This is a genomic window from Acidovorax sp. SUPP950, assembly GCF_030158935.1.
Taxonomy (GTDB): domain Bacteria; phylum Pseudomonadota; class Gammaproteobacteria; order Burkholderiales; family Burkholderiaceae_C; genus Paracidovorax.
The window spans coordinates 634,920-650,803 of sequence record NZ_BQXE01000003.1 but is presented as its reverse complement, the minus strand read 5'-3'; the positions used below and the strand labels follow the sequence as shown (position 1 = coordinate 650,803).

Sequence of the window (15,884 nt, the reverse complement as noted above, 5' to 3'; positions counted from 1 at the left end):
CTCCTTCAGTTGGACTTGACCACGGCGGACGTGGTGCTGTCGGGTTCGGGCTTCCACACCTGTCCGATGGACACGCTCTTGAGCTTCTTCTTGCGGCCATACCAGAGGTTGACCAGGCCGCGCGAGAAGAACACGGCCGAGAACATGCTGGTCAGGATGCCGATGCAGTGCACCACGGCGAAGCCGCGCACCGGGCCCGAGCCGAAGGCCAGCAGCGCGAGACCTGCGATCAGCGTGGTCACGTTCGAGTCGAGAATCGTCGCCCAGGCGCGCTCGTAGCCCGCGTGGATGGCCGCCTGCGGCGACACGCCGGCGCGCAGTTCCTCGCGGATGCGCTCGTTGATCAGCACGTTGGAGTCGATGGCCACGCCCAGCGCCAGCGCCATGGCGGCGATGCCGGGCAGGGTCAGGGTGGCCTGCAGCATCGACAGGATGGCCAGCAGCATCAGCACGTTCACCGACAGCGCGATGGACGAGATCACGCCGAACAGCGCGTAGTAGATGCACATGAAGACCGAGATCGCCACGAAGCCCCACACCACGCTGTGGATGCCGCGCTCGATGTTGTCGGCGCCCAGGCTCGGGCCGATGGTGTACTCCTCGATGATGTCCATGGGCGCGGCCAGCGAGCCGGCGCGCAGCAGCAGCGAGGTGTCGTTGGCCTCGGCCGTGGTCATGCGCCCGGAGATCTGCACCCGGCCGCCGCTGATCTCGCTGCGGATCACGGGGGCCGTGACCACTTCGCCCTTGCCCTTTTCGAACAGAACGATGGCCATGCGCTTGCCCACGTTCTCGCGGGTGATGTCCTTGAAGATGCGCGCGCCCTTGGCGTCGAGCGTGAGGTTGACCGTGGGCTCCTGCGTCTGGCCGTCGAAGCCGGGCTGCGCGTCGGTGAGGTTCTCGCCCGTGAGGATGACCTGCTTCTTGACGATGATGGACTGGCCGTTGCGGTCCAGGTACTTTTCGTCGCCGAAGGGCACGGGGCCGGAGCCCAGTTCGGCCGAGCGCGCCTCGGCGCTTTCGTCGACCATGCGCACTTCCAGCGTGGCCGTGCGGCCCAGGATGTCCTTGGCCTTGGCGGTGTCCTGCACGCCGGGCAGCTGCACCACGATGCGGTCCAGGCCCTGCTGCTGGATCACGGGCTCGGCCACGCCGAGTTCGTTGATCCGGTTGTGCAGCGTGGTCATGTTCTGCTTGAGCGCCTGGTCCTGCACCTTGCGCAGCGCCTCGGGCTTGATGGTGGCGCGCACGCGCACGCCCTGGCCGTCGGGGCTGCTGGTGGCCACCAGGTCGGGAAACTGGTCGGTGATCACGTTGCGCGTGGCCGTGGCGGTCGCCTCGTCGCGCAGGCGGATGTCCACCGCCTGGCCGTCGCGGCTGATGCCGCCGTGGCGGATGTTCTTGTCGCGCAGCGTGGTGCGCAGGTCGCCGGCGAGCGATTCGGCCTTCTTGGTGAGGGCCGCCTGCATGTCCACCTGCAGCATGAAGTGCACGCCGCCGCGCAGGTCCAGCCCCAGGTACATGGGGCGCGCATGCAGCGCGCTGAGCCAGTCGGGGGAGCGCGAGACGAGGTTCAGCGCGACGATGTACGGCGGGTCGGCCGGATCGGGCACCAGGGCCTTCTGGATCGCGTCCTTGGCCTTGAGCTGGCTGTCGGGCGAGTCGAAGCGCGCGCGCACCGAATTGCCATCGAAGCTCACGGCATCGGGCACGACGCCCGCGGCCTTCAGGGCCTCTTCGACGCGGCGCTGCACGGCGGCATCGACCTTCAGCGTCGCCTTGGCCGACGACACCTGCACGGCAGGGGCCTCGCCAAAGAAATTGGGCAGGGTGTACAGGGCCCCCACCAGCAGCGCGATCACGAGGATCGCGTACTTCCAGACCGGGTAACGGTTCATGATCGCGCTCTTAACTCTCAGGTCGCGGCGCAGGCCCGCAGGGCCGGCCGCCAGATCGGAACGGCTCGCGCCATCGCTTGGACTTACTTGACCGTGCCCTTGGGCAGGACCTGCGCCACGGCGCTGCGCTGGATCTGCACTTCCACGCCGGAGGCGATCTCGATGTGCAGGAAGCCTTCGGACAGGCGCGTGACCCGGCCGACGATGCCGCCGGCAGTGGCCACCTCATCGCCCTTGGCGATGGCCTCGATCATGTTGCGATGCTCTTTCTGGCGCTTCATCTGGGGGCGGATCATGACGAAGTACAGGACCACGAACATCAGCACCAGCGGGAGCATGCCCGTCAGGGAGGACATGATGTCGCTGCCACCGGCGGCGGCGGCAGGGGCGGTCTGGGCGAAAGCGGAAGAGATAAACACGGCAACAGGCTCCATTCAAATGGATGGTCGTTTCAGACACCCGCCCACGGCGCGACGCGGCGTCAGCCGGGAGGGCAACAGGCGATTGTATGCGGCGCCCCCTGGCAAAGCCCATGCCAAAACCCGCGTCCGCGGGGGTCTTGGCGTGGCAAGGCCGGCCCAAGGGCCGGCCTTCGATGGGGCATGAAAACACCGCTCAGCACAATAACCACTAGGGCATATTGCTATATTTTTAATAGCACCACATTTCCCCCTCACATGCCGGGGAAAGGGGCTTTCGGCGCTTCAGGCCGTCTGGCGCAGCGCCTCCTGCGGGTGGCGCCACTGGTTCATCAGCACCGCCCACTTGGCGCGGGCGGCCTTCAGGTGGCGCTCCTTCACGTGGCCGTAGCCCCGGATGTCCTCGGGAATGCGGGCGATGTCGGCGGCCAGCGGCAGGTTGTCGGCGGTCAGGCCGGCCAGCAGCTCGTCGATGCAGGCGCGGTACTCGGCGATCAGGGCGCGCTCGGTGCGGCGCTCCTCGGTGCGGCCGAACGGGTCGAGCGCCGTGCCGCGCAGGCCCTTGAGCCTGGCGAGCACGCCGAAGGCCTTGCGCATCCACGGGCCGAACGGCTGCTTGAGCAGTTCGCCCTTGTCGTTCTTCTTCGCGGTCAGCGGGGGCGCCAGGTGGTGCACGAGCTTGTAGTCGCCTTCGAACATGCCCTCGATCTTGGCGGTGAACGCCGCGTCGGTGTGCAGGCGCGCGACCTCGTACTCGTCCTTGTACGCCATGAGCTTGAACAGGTAGCGGGCCACGGCCTCGGACAGGCGCGTGCCCTTGCCGCCCGTGCGCGCCTCGGCGGCCTGCACCTTCTCCACGAAGGCCTTGTACTCGGCCGCATAGGCCGCGTTCTGGTAGCCGGTGAGGAACTGCTCGCGCTTGGCCACCACTTCCGCCAGGCCCGGCTTCTTGACGAACTGGATCACCTGCGCGGCCTTGAACAGGGCCTGCACGGCGGCCAGGTCGTGCGCGCAGCGGCGGCCCCATTCGAAGGCGGCCTTGTTGTTGTCCACCTGCACGCCGTTCAACTCCATGGCGCGCATGAGCGCGGCATGCGACAGCGGCACGCGGCCCTTTTGCCAGGTGTAGCCCAGCATCAGGGGGTTGGTGTAGATGCTGTCGCCCAGCATCTGCATGGCGACTTCCTCGGCATCGAAGCTGGCCAGCAGTTCCTCGCCCACGGCGGAGGCGATGGCCGTGTCGCAATCGGTGCCCGGAAACTGCCAGTCGGGGTTGTGCACGAACGACGCGGTGGGCGAGCCGTGGGTGTTGAGCGCCACGAAGGTGCGGCCCGGCTGCATCGCGGCCATGGTGGTCTTGTGCGAGGCGACGATGGAGTCGCAGCCGATGATGAGGTCGGCCTTGGCCGTGTCCACCTTGGTGGTGTAGATGGCGTCCGGCCGGTTGGCGATCTGGATGTGGCTCCAGGTCGCGCCGCCCTTTTGCGCCAGGCCCGCCGCGTCCTGCGTGATGACGCCCTTGCCTTCCAGGTGCGCCGCCATGCCCAGCAGCGAGCCGATGGTGATCACGCCCGTGCCGCCCACGCCGGCCACGACGATGCCCCAGGCGCTCTCGGCCACGGGCAGCACCGGCTCGGGAATGGGGGGCAGCGCGGAGAGATCGCCCTTCTTTTCCTTCTTGGGTTTTTTCAGCGTGCCGCCCTCGACGGTGACGAAGCTCGGGCAAAAGCCCTTCACGCACGAGTAGTCCTTGTTGCAGGTGCTCTGGTTGATGCGGCGCTTGCGGCCGAACTCGGTCTCCAGCGGCTCCACCGACAGGCAGTTCGATTGCACCGAGCAGTCGCCGCAGCCCTCGCACACCAGCTCGTTGATGACCACGGTCTTGTTGGGCGTGGCGAGGGTGCCGCGCTTCCTGCGGCGGCGCTTTTCGGTCGCGCAGGTCTGGTCGTAGATGATGGCCGTGCAGCCGGGGATCTCGCGGAACTCGCGCTGGATCCGGTCCAGCTCGTCGCGGTGGTGCACCGTCACGCCCTCGGCCAGCGCCACGCCGTCGTACTTGGCCGGCTCGTCGGTCACGATCACCAGGCGGGCGATGCCCTCGGCCTTCAGGCTGGCCATGATCTGCAGCACCGAATGCCCCTCGGGCCGCTCGCCCACCTGCTGGCCGCCCGTCATGGCGACGGCGTCGTTGTAGAGCACCTTGTAGGTGATGTTGGTGCCCGCCGCGATGCTCTGGCGGATGGCCAGCAGCCCGCTGTGGAAGTAGGTGCCGTCGCCCAGGTTGGCGAACACGTGCTTTTCCGTGGTGAAGGGCTGCTGGCCCACCCAGGTCACGCCCTCGCCGCCCATCTGCGTGAAGGTGGACGTGTTGCGGTCGGGCATCCAGTTGACCATGTAGTGGCAGCCGATGCCGGCCACCGCGCGCGAGCCTTCGGGCACGCGGGTGCTGGTGTTGTGCGGGCAGCCGCTGCAGAACCACGGCGTGCGGTCGCCCGTGTCCACCTTGGATTCGGCCAGGCCGCGCTCGCGCGCATCGATCACCGACAGGCGCGCGTCCATGCGGGCCACGATGTCGGCCGGCACGCCCAGCTTTTTGAGGCGCTTGGCGATGGCGCGCGCGATGATGGCGGGCGTGAGGTCGGCCTTGGGGCGCAGCAGCCAGTTCTGGCTCGGGTTGGGCATGCTCCACTCGCCACCGGAGTTGTCGCCCTCCACCTCGTCGAACTTGCCCAGCACGTTGGGGCGCACGTCGGCGCGCCAGTTGTAGAGCTCTTCCTTGATCTGGTATTCGATGACCTGGCGCTTTTCCTCCACCACCAGGATCTCCTGCAGCCCCTGGGCGAAGTCGCGGGTGATGGTGGCCTCCAGCGGCCACACCACGTTCACCTTGTGCAGCCGGATGCCGAGATGGCGGCAGACGTCGTCCTCCAGCCCCAGGTCGATGAGCGCCTGGCGCGTGTCGTTGTACGCCTTGCCGCTCGCGATGATGCCGAAGCGGTCCTGCGGGCCCTGGATCACGTTGTAGTTCAGCTTGTTGGCGCGGATGTACGCCAGCGCCGCATACCACTTGTAGTCCATGAGGCGCGCCTCCTGCTCCAGCGGCGCGTCGGGCCAGCGGATGTGCAGGCCGCCGGGCGGCATGGCGAAGTCCTCGGGCAGGACGATCTTCACCCGGTCCGGGTCCACCGAGATGCTGCTGGAGGACTCCACCACCTCCTGGATGGTCTTCATGCCCGACCACACGCCCGAGAAGCGGCTCATGGCGAAGGCGTGCAGGCCCATGTCCAGGATGTCCTGCACGCTGCTCGGGAAGAACACCGGCAGGCCGCAGGCCTTGAAGATGTGGTCGCTCTGGTGGGGCGCGGTGCTGCTCTTGCTGATGTGGTCGTCGCCCGCGATGGCGATCACGCCGCCGTGCCTGGAGGTGCCGGCCATGTTGGCGTGCTTGAACACGTCCGAGCACCGGTCCACGCCCGGGCCCTTGCCGTACCAGATGCCGAACACGCCGTCGTATTTCTTCGTCGTGGGGTACAGGTCGAGCTGCTGCGTGCCCCACACGGCGGTGGCGCCCAGCTCTTCGTTCACACCGGGCTGGAACACGATGTGGTTCTTGGCCAGGTGCTTCTTGGCCGACCACAGCGCCTGGTCGTAGGTGCCCAGCGGGCTGCCGCGGTAGCCGCTGATGAAGCCCGCGGTGTTCAGGCCCGCGATCGCATCGCGCTGGCGCTGCAGCATGGGCAGGCGCACCAGGGCCTGCACGCCGCTCATGAAGGCACGGCCCTCCGGCAAGGCGTATTTGTCATCGAGCGTGACCGTTTCAATCGCGCGGCGGATGTGCTCGGGCAGGGGGGCGTTCATAGCACGGCTCCTTCGCCAGCACGCTCGATGCCCAATCCGCAGCGTGCGGCTGCGCCGCCCCCCACGTACTTGTGGCGCAACCCGCAGTGCGGGTTGTCATCCAGCATGACCGTTTCAATGGCGCGGCGAATGGGCTCGGGCAGGGGGGCGTTCATCGGGGGAATCTCCAGTGGGGTCGTTGGCCGTCGCCTCGTGAGCGCGGTTTCAGCGGGGTGCCCTGGGCTCGGACGCACCGCCTTGTCAGGGCAGTGTAGGCAGGACGGCCGGATATGTCCTTTCGTTTTCATGCCGTGTTTACCCTCGTTTTAGAAAGGATCTTTCGCAAAATAATCCAGGGATGAATACTTTGGACAAATTCGACCTGGCGATCCTCGGCGAGCTGCAGGCCGATGCCCGGCTGACCAATGCCGAGCTGGCCCAGCGGGTGGGCCTGTCGGCCGCGCCGTGCTGGCGCCGCGTGCGCGCGCTGGAGGAGTCGGGCTTCATCAAGGGCTACCACGCCGAGATCGACCGCCACAAGATCGGGCTGGGCGTGCTGGCCTTCGTGCGGCTGGACGCCGACCGCAGCACCGGGGGCCTCACGCGCGAGATGGAGGCCGCCATCGCCCAGATCCCCGAGGTGGTGGCCTGCCACTACATCAGCGGCACGGGAACGTTCGAGCTGCAGGTGGTGGCGCGCGACCTGGACAGCTTCTCGCACTTCGCCCGCAACGTGCTGCTGAACCTGCCGAACGTGAAGGACATGCACACCAGCTTCTCGCTGGGCGAGGTCAAGGCCAGCGGCGCCCTGCCGCTGGCGCACCTCGGCCCCACCGGCAATAAGCTACAAAAACAATAGCGCAACGCCCTAGTACCGATTGCGCTGGAGGCCTTTTCGGCTTCAAGCCCGTCGGCTCGCTTTTCCGCGCCGCCATCCGGGACGTCGGCGCCCCGCCCGGCACGCCCCGCCCGCACTGCGCACAATCGAGACCATCTATGCCCCCTTTGCCGCCCCACGAGAGCCCGCCCCGCCCCACCCCGTTCCCGCCCCTGGACGACAGTCCCCCGGCCACCGCCGCAGCAGGCCAGGCGCACACCGCCGAGGCCGCGGCCGCCGCGCAGCTGGACCAGGACGCCGCCCGGCGCGCCAGCCTCTCGCCGTTCGCGCCGCTGCAGGTGCCCGTGTTCCGCATGCTCTGGCTCACCTGGCTGGCCGCCAACACCTGCATGTGGATGAACGACGTGGCGGCCGCGTGGCTCATGACCACGCTCACCACCTCGCCCGTGCTGGTGGCGCTGGTACAGACGGCCTCCACCCTGCCCGTGTTCCTGCTGGGCCTGCCCAGCGGCGCGCTGGCCGACATCCTGGACCGGCGGCGCTACTTCATCGCCACGCAGTTCTGGGTGGCCGTGGTGGCGCTGGTGCTGTGCGTGGCCATCCTGATGGGCGGCATGACGGCGCCGCTGCTGCTCGCCCTGACCTTCGCCAACGGCATTGGCCTGGCGATGCGCTGGCCGGTGTTCGCCGCCATCGTGCCGGAGCTGGTCAGCCGCCAGCAGCTGCCGGCGGCCCTGGCGCTCAACGGCGTGGCCATGAACGCCTCGCGCATCATCGGCCCGCTGCTGGCCGGCGCCATCATCGCCAGCGTGGGCAGCGCCTGGGTGTTCGTGCTCAACGCGCTGCTGTCGGTGGTGGCGGGCTTCACCATCATGCGCTGGCGCCGCACGCACGTGCCCAGCCCGCTGGGGCGCGAGCGGCTCACGAGCGCCATGCGCGTGGGCGTGCAGTTCGTGCGCGAGTCGCCCCGCATGCGCGCCGTGCTGTGGCGCATCTCGGTTTTCTTTTTGCACGCCACCGCGCTGCTGGCGCTGCTGCCCCTGGTGGCCCGCGACCTGGAGGGCGGCGGCGCCGGCACCTTCACCCTGCTGCTGGCCTCCATGGGCGCCGGGGCCATCGCGGCGGCGCTGTTCCTGCCGCGCCTGCGCCAGGCCATGTCGCGCGACACGCTGGTGTCGCGCGGGGCGCTGCTCCAGGCTGCCTCCACGGCTGTGATCGCCATCGCGCCCAACGTGTACGTGGCCGTGCCCGCCATGGTGCTGGGCGGCATGGCGTGGATCACCACGGCCAACTCGCTCAGCGTGTCGGCCCAGCTCGCGCTGCCCAACTGGGTGCGCGCGCGCGGCATGTCGATCTACCAGATGGCCATCATGGGCGCCACCGCGGCGGGCGCGGCGCTGTGGGGCCAGGTGGCCTCGCTCACCACCGTCCACATGAGCCTGGCGCTGGCCGCGCTCACCGGCACCGCCGCCATGGCCCTGGTGCAGCGCTGGGTGGTGGACCGCACCATGGAGGAAGACCTGAGCCCTTCGACCGCGTTCAAGCTGCCGGTGGCGCCCACCACGCCCGAACGCGGCCATGTGGTGGTCACCATCGAATACCACATCGACCCCGCGCGGGCGGCCGAATTCCGGGTGCTGATGCAGGAAAGCCGCCGCAGCCGCCTGCGCCAGGGCGCGCTCGACTGGCAGCTGCAGCACGACATCGCCGACCCCTCGCGCTATGTGGAGCGCATCGTGGACGAATCGTGGACCGAGCACCTGCGCCGCTTCGACCGCGTCACCGGCTCCGACGTGGCGCTGCGCGACCGCAAGCTGGCCTTCCACACGGGCGAGGCGCCGCCGGTGGTGTCGCGCTACCTGGTCGAGCTCGAGCGCTGAAGCGGATCGGTTCGCACACCGTGAAAGGGCTTCGGCACGCAAGCCGTTGCCGACGCAAGCGCTCCCTATCCTCGGTCCACGCTGAAACGGTCGCCTCGGGCCTGCTCAGGTGGATCCATGAAGGAGTCGTTTATGAAGTCGAGCACACTGAGCCGTGCCGACCATCGCAGAACCACAGGCGGGCAGGAAAGCATGCGCGCACCCGGTGGCGCGCGGCGCGTTGCGTCTTCTTCCACGCATGCGCCTCAAGGCCTGGCAGGTGGGGGGCCACGCCTTTCAAACGCCGGGGCAGACATCCGCCCACGCAGCAGCAATCCAATGCCGATGCCGCCGGTTGCATCGCGATCCCCGGTGCTCGGCGCGATGACAGCCCGTGCGTCCCGCAACCCGATCGCGATCGAGGCCGACCCAAAAGCCTGGCTGAACGCCAATGCCACCGAAGCGAGCGCCGCAAGAAGACGCCTGCTTGACGGCGCGATCCCATTGCTCAAGCTTTTCCACATCGCGTCACCCCTGGCTGCGCAGCCTTACCAGCTTGACACGTACCTGACCTCCGACGGCCAGGCACAAAACGCCATTCTGGCTCCCGCCAAGGCGTTGATCCCGGGGCTCTTGCGCTCCGACAAGATCATCGAACTTTCACCCGGGCAACTGGACCGAGCCAACGCCCTGTCCACCACGCATCCTGGCATCGACACACAGATGCCGGACATGCAACCGCGATTGCATGTGATCTCGCCGGCCGTAGCGGCCAGCCTGGCATCGGCACGGGAAGTGATCGATCTCGTCAAAGCCCTTGTTCCCAGCGGAGCCGGCAATCAGGTCAAGGATTTGCTGGCAACGGCAGGGGAAAGCCATCTTCGCTCCCGCCTGTCGTTTAAATACCATCGCGGCGTCGCAGATCTTGCGCACTCCATCATCCAATTCCAGGGGGGCGACTGCGACGGCCATGCGAGCCTGGCCTTCCACCTGCTTGCACAGAATCCTGCGTTCAAGGATTACCAGATCGATATCGTCGAGGTCAGTCAAAACGTCGCGCACGTGTTCGCCGTGATTCGAGGAGATAGGCCCGAGGAGGACATCGTCGTGGACGCCTGGGCCCCCTTTGCATCGCCAACGTTCGTTCAAGACGCGCTTCCCATGCACCGGACCCTGCTGGACGCTGAGCGCGGAAAGATCAGGGTCTCCAAACCCGCTGGCACCGTTGCACCCGCAATGGACATCGAACAGGCGCTGAAACGGCACAGCCAATGGCAAAGTGCGATCGAAAAACACTCGTCGCTTTCCGAGGCGTTTCGGCTTCATGCCCACCATGAACCTGACGCTGCGATCACACAAGTTCTGATCGAAAAAGAGAATCTCTGGGATGTGCCTTTCAGCGGCAATCCCAACGTCCGGTATGAAGTCAGAGATCCCTCCGGGCGTGCGCTCACTGATTTTCCGATCCGGTTCGATATGCAGCGGGCACCGGCGGAACGGGAGTCCGGCAGTGAGACGCCAGCGCGAACGCGATGACCGCCGTTGCAAAGCTCCATTCAGTGGCTTTGATCCGCCAGACGAACTGCCAAGCAGAGATATCCATGAAGCCAAGCCCTCTCACCGGCGCCGATGGCCGAAGAACCCCGACGGCCCAAAAAGAGCCCCCAGCCGCTGCAGCACGGCGCAGTGCACCGTCCGCCGGGCATGCACCCCAGGGCCTGGCAGCCCGGGTCTCACGCCTTTCAAATCCCGGCACCGGCATCCGCCCGCGCAGCGACAGCGGGATGCCCATTCCCTCCACCCAATCGCCGTCGCGCGTGCCCGGCCCGATGAAAACGGGCTCATCCGGCATCGCGCCACCGCCCGAGCCCGGTGCATGGCTCGACAGCAGTGCCTCCGAGGCGAAGGCCGCCAGAAGCCGCCTGCTCGACAGCGCAACCGGGCTGCAGCAGGTCCACGGCACGCTCCGATGTCCAGAAACGCCTTGCCCGCTCGATACCTACATCACCGGGGAGGGCCCGGCCCAGCACACCGTTGTGGTTCCCGCGAAGGAACTGCACCCCGGACTCTTGCGCGCCGATCGATTCATCGAGCTGTCATCGCAACGGCTGACACAAGCCAATGTGCTTTCCACAACGCACCCTGGCGTCACCCCCCTGATGCCCGACATGGAGCCCCGATTGCGCGTGATATCGCCCGCAGCGGCCACCCACCTGGCATTGGCTCGGGAGGCGATCGATCTGGTCAAGGCGCTTCTTCCCGCAGGCGCGGGCAATCAGATCAAGGACATCGCTGCCACAGGGGCAGAAAGCTGCTTTCGCTCAACGATGGCATATCGGGGGAAGGGCGATCCCGCAACCTGCGCGAGCGCCGCCATCAAGTACCAGGCCGGCAACTGCAATGCCCAGGCAAGCCTGGCTTTTCAGCTTCTTTCACAGAACCCGGATCTCCAGAACTCAAGGATCGACATGGTTCACGATGGTGCCGGTGGGGGACACGATCACGTATTCGCCGTGATCCGCGGTCAGACGCCCGAGCAGGACATCGTGGTCGACCCCTGGGCCCCCTTCGCCACGCCGACATTCGTCGTCGACGCACTTCCCATGCACCGGGACCTGCTCAACGCAGGGCAGGAGGGCATCAGGCATACGAAGCCCGCCGGCACCGTTTCACCACCAACGCTGGATATCGATGAAGCACTGAGGGAACAAGGAACGGTCGAAGAAAATCCGCCGCTCTCCGAGCAGTACCTTCATGCGATGGGCTTTGATCGTGAATTGGGGCTCGCCATTTATCTGGGCCATGGCAAAAGCCTCTGGGATGTGCCGTTCAGCGGCAACCCCAACGTCCGTTACGAGGTCCAGGATGAATCCGGCCACCAGCTGACTGATTTTCCGCTGCGATTCGACATGCAGCGCACCGGACGGCGCCAACCGCTGGAGCGCTGAGGACGCAACGCTCGCGCGCCCTCCAGGTGCTCACCGCCGCGAGGGCCGCAGGCCGAACCATCCGCCCTCGGCGTCGTAGAGCAGGTCGAACTGCTTCAACAGGTAGCGCCCGGTGTTCATGAAGGCGGGGCGGCCCACGAAGTTGAAGCGGCCCGGCGCGTTCACGAACACGGACTGGGGCGCGTCCGCATCCCCCACTCGGAAATCGTACTGCGCCACGGGCGCCTGCGCGTCGGGGAACATCACCTGCACCCGAGTGCCGTTTTTCAAGCCCGTCACCGGCCGGCCCCGGCGGGTGGGGTCGGCGATCTGCGCCGTGGGCAGCGCCGACGGGTCGGCGGCCGTGAGGTACATCTGCGCGATGCCGGTGTCCACCAGCACGGGACCGGTTTCGGGCGCGCCGCCGTCCACCGACACGGCCACGGTGGCCTGCTGCCAGTCACGGGGATCGCTGGAGGCCGGCTGGCCATTCGCAAGCAGGCTGCCAGGCTGCAGCTTCATGAACCGAAACCCCTTGGCCTGGTCGGGCGTGAGGCCCACGTATATCGCGTGCTTGGTCACGACGTAGCCCCCGTGCACCGCACTCCGGGCGACGGGGCTGCCGTCGATCTCGGCGATGTTGATCAGCGGATTCTTGTCGGGCGTGCCCTGCGGCTGGCCATCGTGCTCGCGCCCGAAGCCCACGCCCATGTAGGCGATGCCGCCCGGGCTTTCCGTGGTGTCCGTGGGATTTTCGCAGTCGGGCCGGTTGGCCTTCTCGTCCCAGCGCGGGCAGATGATTTCCTTTTCGACCGCGAGCACGGGCACCCGGGCAATCACTTCGTTCCAGCCGCTGTTGAGCACGACGTCGCGCACCACCCAGTGGCCGATCAAGAGCTGCCGGCTGCTGGAGCGGTATTCCCAGCCTTCGTTGGCCTGGCGCGCTTCCTCGTTGCGCGAATAACCGGGCAGATCGACCGCGGAAATCACCACGCCGGTGGAGCCCGTGTCCAGGGTGACGATGAAGGGCCGGGGGGGCGCGAGCACGCCGGTGTCCGTCGGCATGCGGACTTCGAACCGCAGCCGCGGCGCATCCGTCATGGGCGAAGACCAGCCCTCTCCCGGCGGGGAATGCAGGCGGATGAAGCGCGATTCGGTGCCCGGGCGCAGCGAGGGGCCGGCGGTGGCCGCTGCGGCGGTGGGCAACGGCGTCTGCGCGGGCACGGCACCGCAGGCGAGCAGCGCGGCGGCGCAGGCGATCGCTGCGCGAAGCGGAATGGGCATGGGATCTCCTTGCCTGGCGAGAGTTTTGATGGGAAGCGCAGGCTACACGATCCTTCGGGCCGTGCCGCACCCCGCAGGCCACTGCAAGCCCGGGCGAATCGGTTCGCACGCCCTTGCAATGCTTCGGTGGGCACCGCTTCGCGTTCTGGCGCCCGCTTTATCCTGGCCTCACTGGCAAACTGCCGCCTGACGGTGGGTGGCAGGATCGCCAAGGGAAGAGATCCATGAAGCTCAACCACCTTTCCCACGCCAAGAGCCCCCGAGGCGCGACTGCGCAGTAAGAGGCCCCACCCAAGACGTCGCAGCGCAGCGCGTCGTCCAGCGGGAATGCACCCCACGCCCTGGCAGGCGGGAGCCCGCGCCATCCCAGTGCCGGTGGCGGCATCCGGCCCCGCAGCGACCACCTGCCGTCCAGGCCGCCTTCGTCGTCGCACTCCTCCATGCTCGGCACCATGCGGGGATTCATGGGGTGGGGTTCATCCAGCAAAGTGCCAGAGCCTGAGCCCAGAACATGGCTCGACAGCCATATCTCCGAGGCGAAAGCCGCCAGGAGACGGCTGCTTGACAGCGCGACCCCGTTGCTCAAGCAAGTCGATAACGCGTCGCCTCTTTCATCAGAACCTCATCGGCTCGATACCTACATCACGTTCGATGATGCCCAGAACACCGTCCTGGTTCCAGCAAAGGAACTGCTCCCAGGACTGTTGCGCTCCGACCAATTCATTGAGCTGTCACCAGACCAGTTGAGCCAAGCCAATGCGCTGTCCACGACGCATCCTAGCGTCAAAACTCAGATGCCCGATATGAAGCACCAACTGCGGTCGATATCGCCTGAAACTGCCGCGCACCTGGCCGCAGCACGGGAGGCCATCGACCTGGTCAAAGCGCTGATGCCCGACGGTGCCGGCAACCAGATCAAAGACATCGCGGCCACTGCTGGAGACAGCGTCCTGCGGTCGACCCTCTCGCATTCCAATACCAAAATCCCACCATCCGTGCGACCAACGCCATTCAATATCAAAGTGGCAACTGTGATGAACACGCCGGTCTGACCTATCAACTGCTTTCGCAGAATCCCGCCCTCAAGAACGCCAGAATCGACATCGTGGATGGGAGGCCGAAGGGAAATCACGTGTTCGTCGTGATCCGGGGGCAGAAATCCGAGCAGGATATCGTCGTGGACCCATGGGCCACCTTTGCCTCACCCACCCTCGTGCGGGACGCACTTCCCATGCACCGCAAGTTGCTGGGTGCGTCAGGTGGTGGCGTCGCCCACACCAAGCCTGCGGGCACGCAGGCCGCAGCGCTGGACATCGAGGCACTGCGGCAACAAGCCCTGATCGACAATCGATTGCCGATCGTGGAGCAGTTCAAAGCCCAGAGGCTCCGCGCTCCCGATGATGTCATCAGGGACGGTGTGAAGTACGCTGGCGACCGCTGGGATGTGCCATTCAGCGGCAATCCCAACGTCCGTTACGAGGTCCGGGATGCATCGGGCCACCAACTGACCGACTTTCCGCTGCGATTCGACATGCAGCGTGCCGCCACTGGCACCGGTCCGCGCCAGGCTTGAACCCGGCATCGCCAAGTTACTGGCTGCGGCGCAGCCCGAACCAGCCGCCATCGGCATCGAACAGCACGTCATGCTGGCGCAGCAGGTGCCGGCCGGTGTTGACGAACGCCTGCGCCGAGGGCCGGGTGACGATCACCGCCGTGGGGGCCTGGGGCGTTCCCACCTGGAAGGTGTACTGCGCCACGGGCGCGGCATCGTCGGGGAACGACACCTGCACCGACGTGCCGGCCACCAGCCCCGTGGCCATGGCGCCCTTGCGGCTCGGGTTGGGAATGGCCGTGGTCGGCAATGCCGACGGGTTGGACACCGTAAGGTACATCTGGGCAATGCCGGTATCGACCAGCACCGCGCCTGTCTGCGAGGCCGCGCCGTTGACCGACACGGCCATGCTCGCCTGGGGCCAGTCGCGCGGGTCGCTGGAGGCCGGCTGGCCCGCGGCGTTCAGGCTTCGGCCCTGGAGCTTCACGTACGAAAAGCCCGCGGTGTTGGCGCGCGTGAGGCCCACGTGCACGCCCTTGGCCGTCACGATGAAACCGCTGCGCATGCTGCCGGGCGCCACGGGCTGGCCGTCGATGGAGACGATGTTCAGCAGCGGGTTCTTGTCCGGCGTGCCTTGCGGCTGGCCGTCGTGCTCGCGCCCGAAGCCCACGCCCATGTAGGCGATGCCGCGCGGCTGGGCGGTGGTCTTCTCGGGCTTTTCGCAGGTGGGCACGTTGGCCTTTTCGCTCCAGCCGGGGCAGATGATCTCCTCCTGCACCGCCAGCACGGGCACGCGCGCCACCACCTCGCCCCCGGCGGGATCGCGAAAGACCAGTTCCCGCGGCACCCAGCGGCCGATCCACAGCCGCTTGCTGCTGGACAGGAACTCCCACCCCTTCACGCCCGACTCGGCCTCCTGCGCGGAAAAACCGGGCAGGTCGGTGGCCGAGACGACGACGCCGGTCGAGCCGGTGTCCATCGTCATGGTGAACGGCGCCGCGGCGGACGTGCCGGGCACCCGCACGCCGAAGGCCAGCGCGGGGGCGTCGGCCATCGCGGGTTCCGGGTTCCTGGCCGGGGCGAAGGCCAGGAAGCGGGCCGCGGTGTCGGCGCGCAGGTCCGGCCCCGCGGGGGCCTGCGCGTGCGTCGTGCCCAGGGGCGCACAGGCGCCCAGCAGGGCGGCCAGCAAAGGAAGGGTGCCATGCGCGGCAGTGCGCAGCCATCGGTCAGCGGTCATGCGGTTCTCCTTGGGAGTTGGGTGAGGTGAGGC

At 67.3% G+C, this 15,884-nt stretch carries 12 protein-coding genes; 6 read left to right on the top strand and 6 right to left on the bottom strand.

Annotation, left to right across the window (positions count from 1 at the left end):
- Window positions 1–5: 5 nt before the first annotated feature.
- The 4 genes from secD to AVME950_RS16725 form a co-directional block, all read right to left on the bottom strand.
- Complete coding sequence (gene secD / locus AVME950_RS16740; RefSeq protein ID WP_272566597.1) at window positions 6–1,898, bottom strand: protein translocase subunit SecD; 1,893 nt, start codon at window positions 1,896–1,898, stop codon at window positions 6–8.
- Between the two features lie 83 nt (window positions 1,899–1,981).
- Complete coding sequence (gene yajC, locus AVME950_RS16735; RefSeq protein ID WP_284400752.1) at window positions 1,982–2,317, bottom strand: preprotein translocase subunit YajC; 336 nt, start codon at window positions 2,315–2,317, stop codon at window positions 1,982–1,984.
- A gap of 285 nt (window positions 2,318–2,602) precedes the next feature.
- Entirely contained in the window at window positions 2,603–6,175 is a 3,573-nt protein-coding gene (locus tag AVME950_RS16730) for an indolepyruvate ferredoxin oxidoreductase family protein (RefSeq protein ID WP_284430674.1), read from the bottom strand.
- Complete coding sequence (locus AVME950_RS16725) at window positions 6,172–6,330, bottom strand: hypothetical protein (RefSeq protein WP_284406471.1); 159 nt, start codon at window positions 6,328–6,330, stop codon at window positions 6,172–6,174. The genes AVME950_RS16730 and AVME950_RS16725 overlap by 4 nt, the downstream gene beginning before the upstream one ends.
- Window positions 6,331–6,512: 182 nt before the next feature.
- Between AVME950_RS16725 and AVME950_RS16720 the strand changes: the two genes are divergently transcribed.
- The 4 genes from AVME950_RS16720 to AVME950_RS16705 all read left to right on the top strand — a co-directional run bounded on the left by AVME950_RS16720 (window position 6,513) and on the right by AVME950_RS16705 (window position 11,799).
- Window positions 6,513–7,013 (top strand): Lrp/AsnC family transcriptional regulator, encoded by a 501-nt coding sequence (locus AVME950_RS16720; RefSeq protein ID WP_284409690.1) that lies wholly within the window; start codon window positions 6,513–6,515, stop codon window positions 7,011–7,013.
- A 137-nt stretch (window positions 7,014–7,150) separates the two neighbouring features.
- Complete coding sequence (locus AVME950_RS16715) at window positions 7,151–8,872, top strand: MFS transporter (RefSeq protein WP_284430673.1); 1,722 nt, start codon at window positions 7,151–7,153, stop codon at window positions 8,870–8,872.
- A 132-nt stretch (window positions 8,873–9,004) separates the two neighbouring features.
- The gene (locus AVME950_RS16710) at window positions 9,005–10,387 is read left to right on the top strand and encodes a hypothetical protein (RefSeq protein ID WP_284430672.1); all 1,383 of its coding nucleotides are present in this window, start codon (window positions 9,005–9,007) and stop codon (window positions 10,385–10,387) included.
- Between the two features lie 65 nt (window positions 10,388–10,452).
- On the top strand, window positions 10,453–11,799 hold the full coding sequence (locus AVME950_RS16705; protein ID WP_284430671.1) for a hypothetical protein: 1,347 nt from the start codon (window positions 10,453–10,455) through the stop codon (window positions 11,797–11,799).
- 30 nt (window positions 11,800–11,829) lie between these two features.
- Here the strand turns inward: AVME950_RS16705 and AVME950_RS16700 are convergent, their stop codons facing one another.
- Entirely contained in the window at window positions 11,830–13,062 is a 1,233-nt protein-coding gene (locus tag AVME950_RS16700) for a hypothetical protein (protein ID WP_284430670.1), read from the bottom strand.
- Window positions 13,063–13,502: 440 nt separating this feature from the next.
- On the opposite strand from AVME950_RS16700, the gene AVME950_RS16695 reads away from it, so the two are divergent.
- Together AVME950_RS16695 and AVME950_RS16690 are read left to right on the top strand one after the other, a co-directional pair.
- On the top strand, window positions 13,503–14,114 hold the full coding sequence (locus AVME950_RS16695) for a hypothetical protein (protein WP_284430669.1): 612 nt from the start codon (window positions 13,503–13,505) through the stop codon (window positions 14,112–14,114).
- A gap of 80 nt (window positions 14,115–14,194) precedes the next feature.
- Window positions 14,195–14,635 (top strand): hypothetical protein, encoded by a 441-nt coding sequence (locus AVME950_RS16690; RefSeq protein ID WP_284430668.1) that lies wholly within the window; start codon window positions 14,195–14,197, stop codon window positions 14,633–14,635.
- Between the two features lie 16 nt (window positions 14,636–14,651).
- Here the strand turns inward: AVME950_RS16690 and AVME950_RS16685 are convergent, their stop codons facing one another.
- Complete coding sequence (locus AVME950_RS16685; RefSeq protein ID WP_284430667.1) at window positions 14,652–15,851, bottom strand: hypothetical protein; 1,200 nt, start codon at window positions 15,849–15,851, stop codon at window positions 14,652–14,654.
- Window positions 15,852–15,884: the final 33 nt, after the last annotated feature.

Coding starts and splice junctions, on each gene's coding strand:
- AVME950_RS16700 (WP_284430670.1), bottom strand. CDS start 13,062: ATGCCCATTCCGCTTCGCGCAGCGATCGCCTGCGCCGCCGCGCTGCTC.
- AVME950_RS16715 (WP_284430673.1), top strand. CDS start 7,151: ATGCCCCCTTTGCCGCCCCACGAGAGCCCGCCCCGCCCCACCCCGTTC.
- AVME950_RS16685 (WP_284430667.1), bottom strand. CDS start 15,851: ATGACCGCTGACCGATGGCTGCGCACTGCCGCGCATGGCACCCTTCCT.
- AVME950_RS16705 (WP_284430671.1), top strand. CDS start 10,453: ATGAAGCCAAGCCCTCTCACCGGCGCCGATGGCCGAAGAACCCCGACG.
- secD (WP_272566597.1), bottom strand. CDS start 1,898: ATGAACCGTTACCCGGTCTGGAAGTACGCGATCCTCGTGATCGCGCTG.
- AVME950_RS16710 (WP_284430672.1), top strand. CDS start 9,005: ATGAAGTCGAGCACACTGAGCCGTGCCGACCATCGCAGAACCACAGGC.
- AVME950_RS16695 (WP_284430669.1), top strand. CDS start 13,503: ATGCTCGGCACCATGCGGGGATTCATGGGGTGGGGTTCATCCAGCAAA.
- AVME950_RS16730 (WP_284430674.1), bottom strand. CDS start 6,175: ATGAACGCCCCCCTGCCCGAGCACATCCGCCGCGCGATTGAAACGGTC.
- AVME950_RS16725 (WP_284406471.1), bottom strand. CDS start 6,330: ATGAACGCCCCCCTGCCCGAGCCCATTCGCCGCGCCATTGAAACGGTC.
- AVME950_RS16720 (WP_284409690.1), top strand. CDS start 6,513: ATGAATACTTTGGACAAATTCGACCTGGCGATCCTCGGCGAGCTGCAG.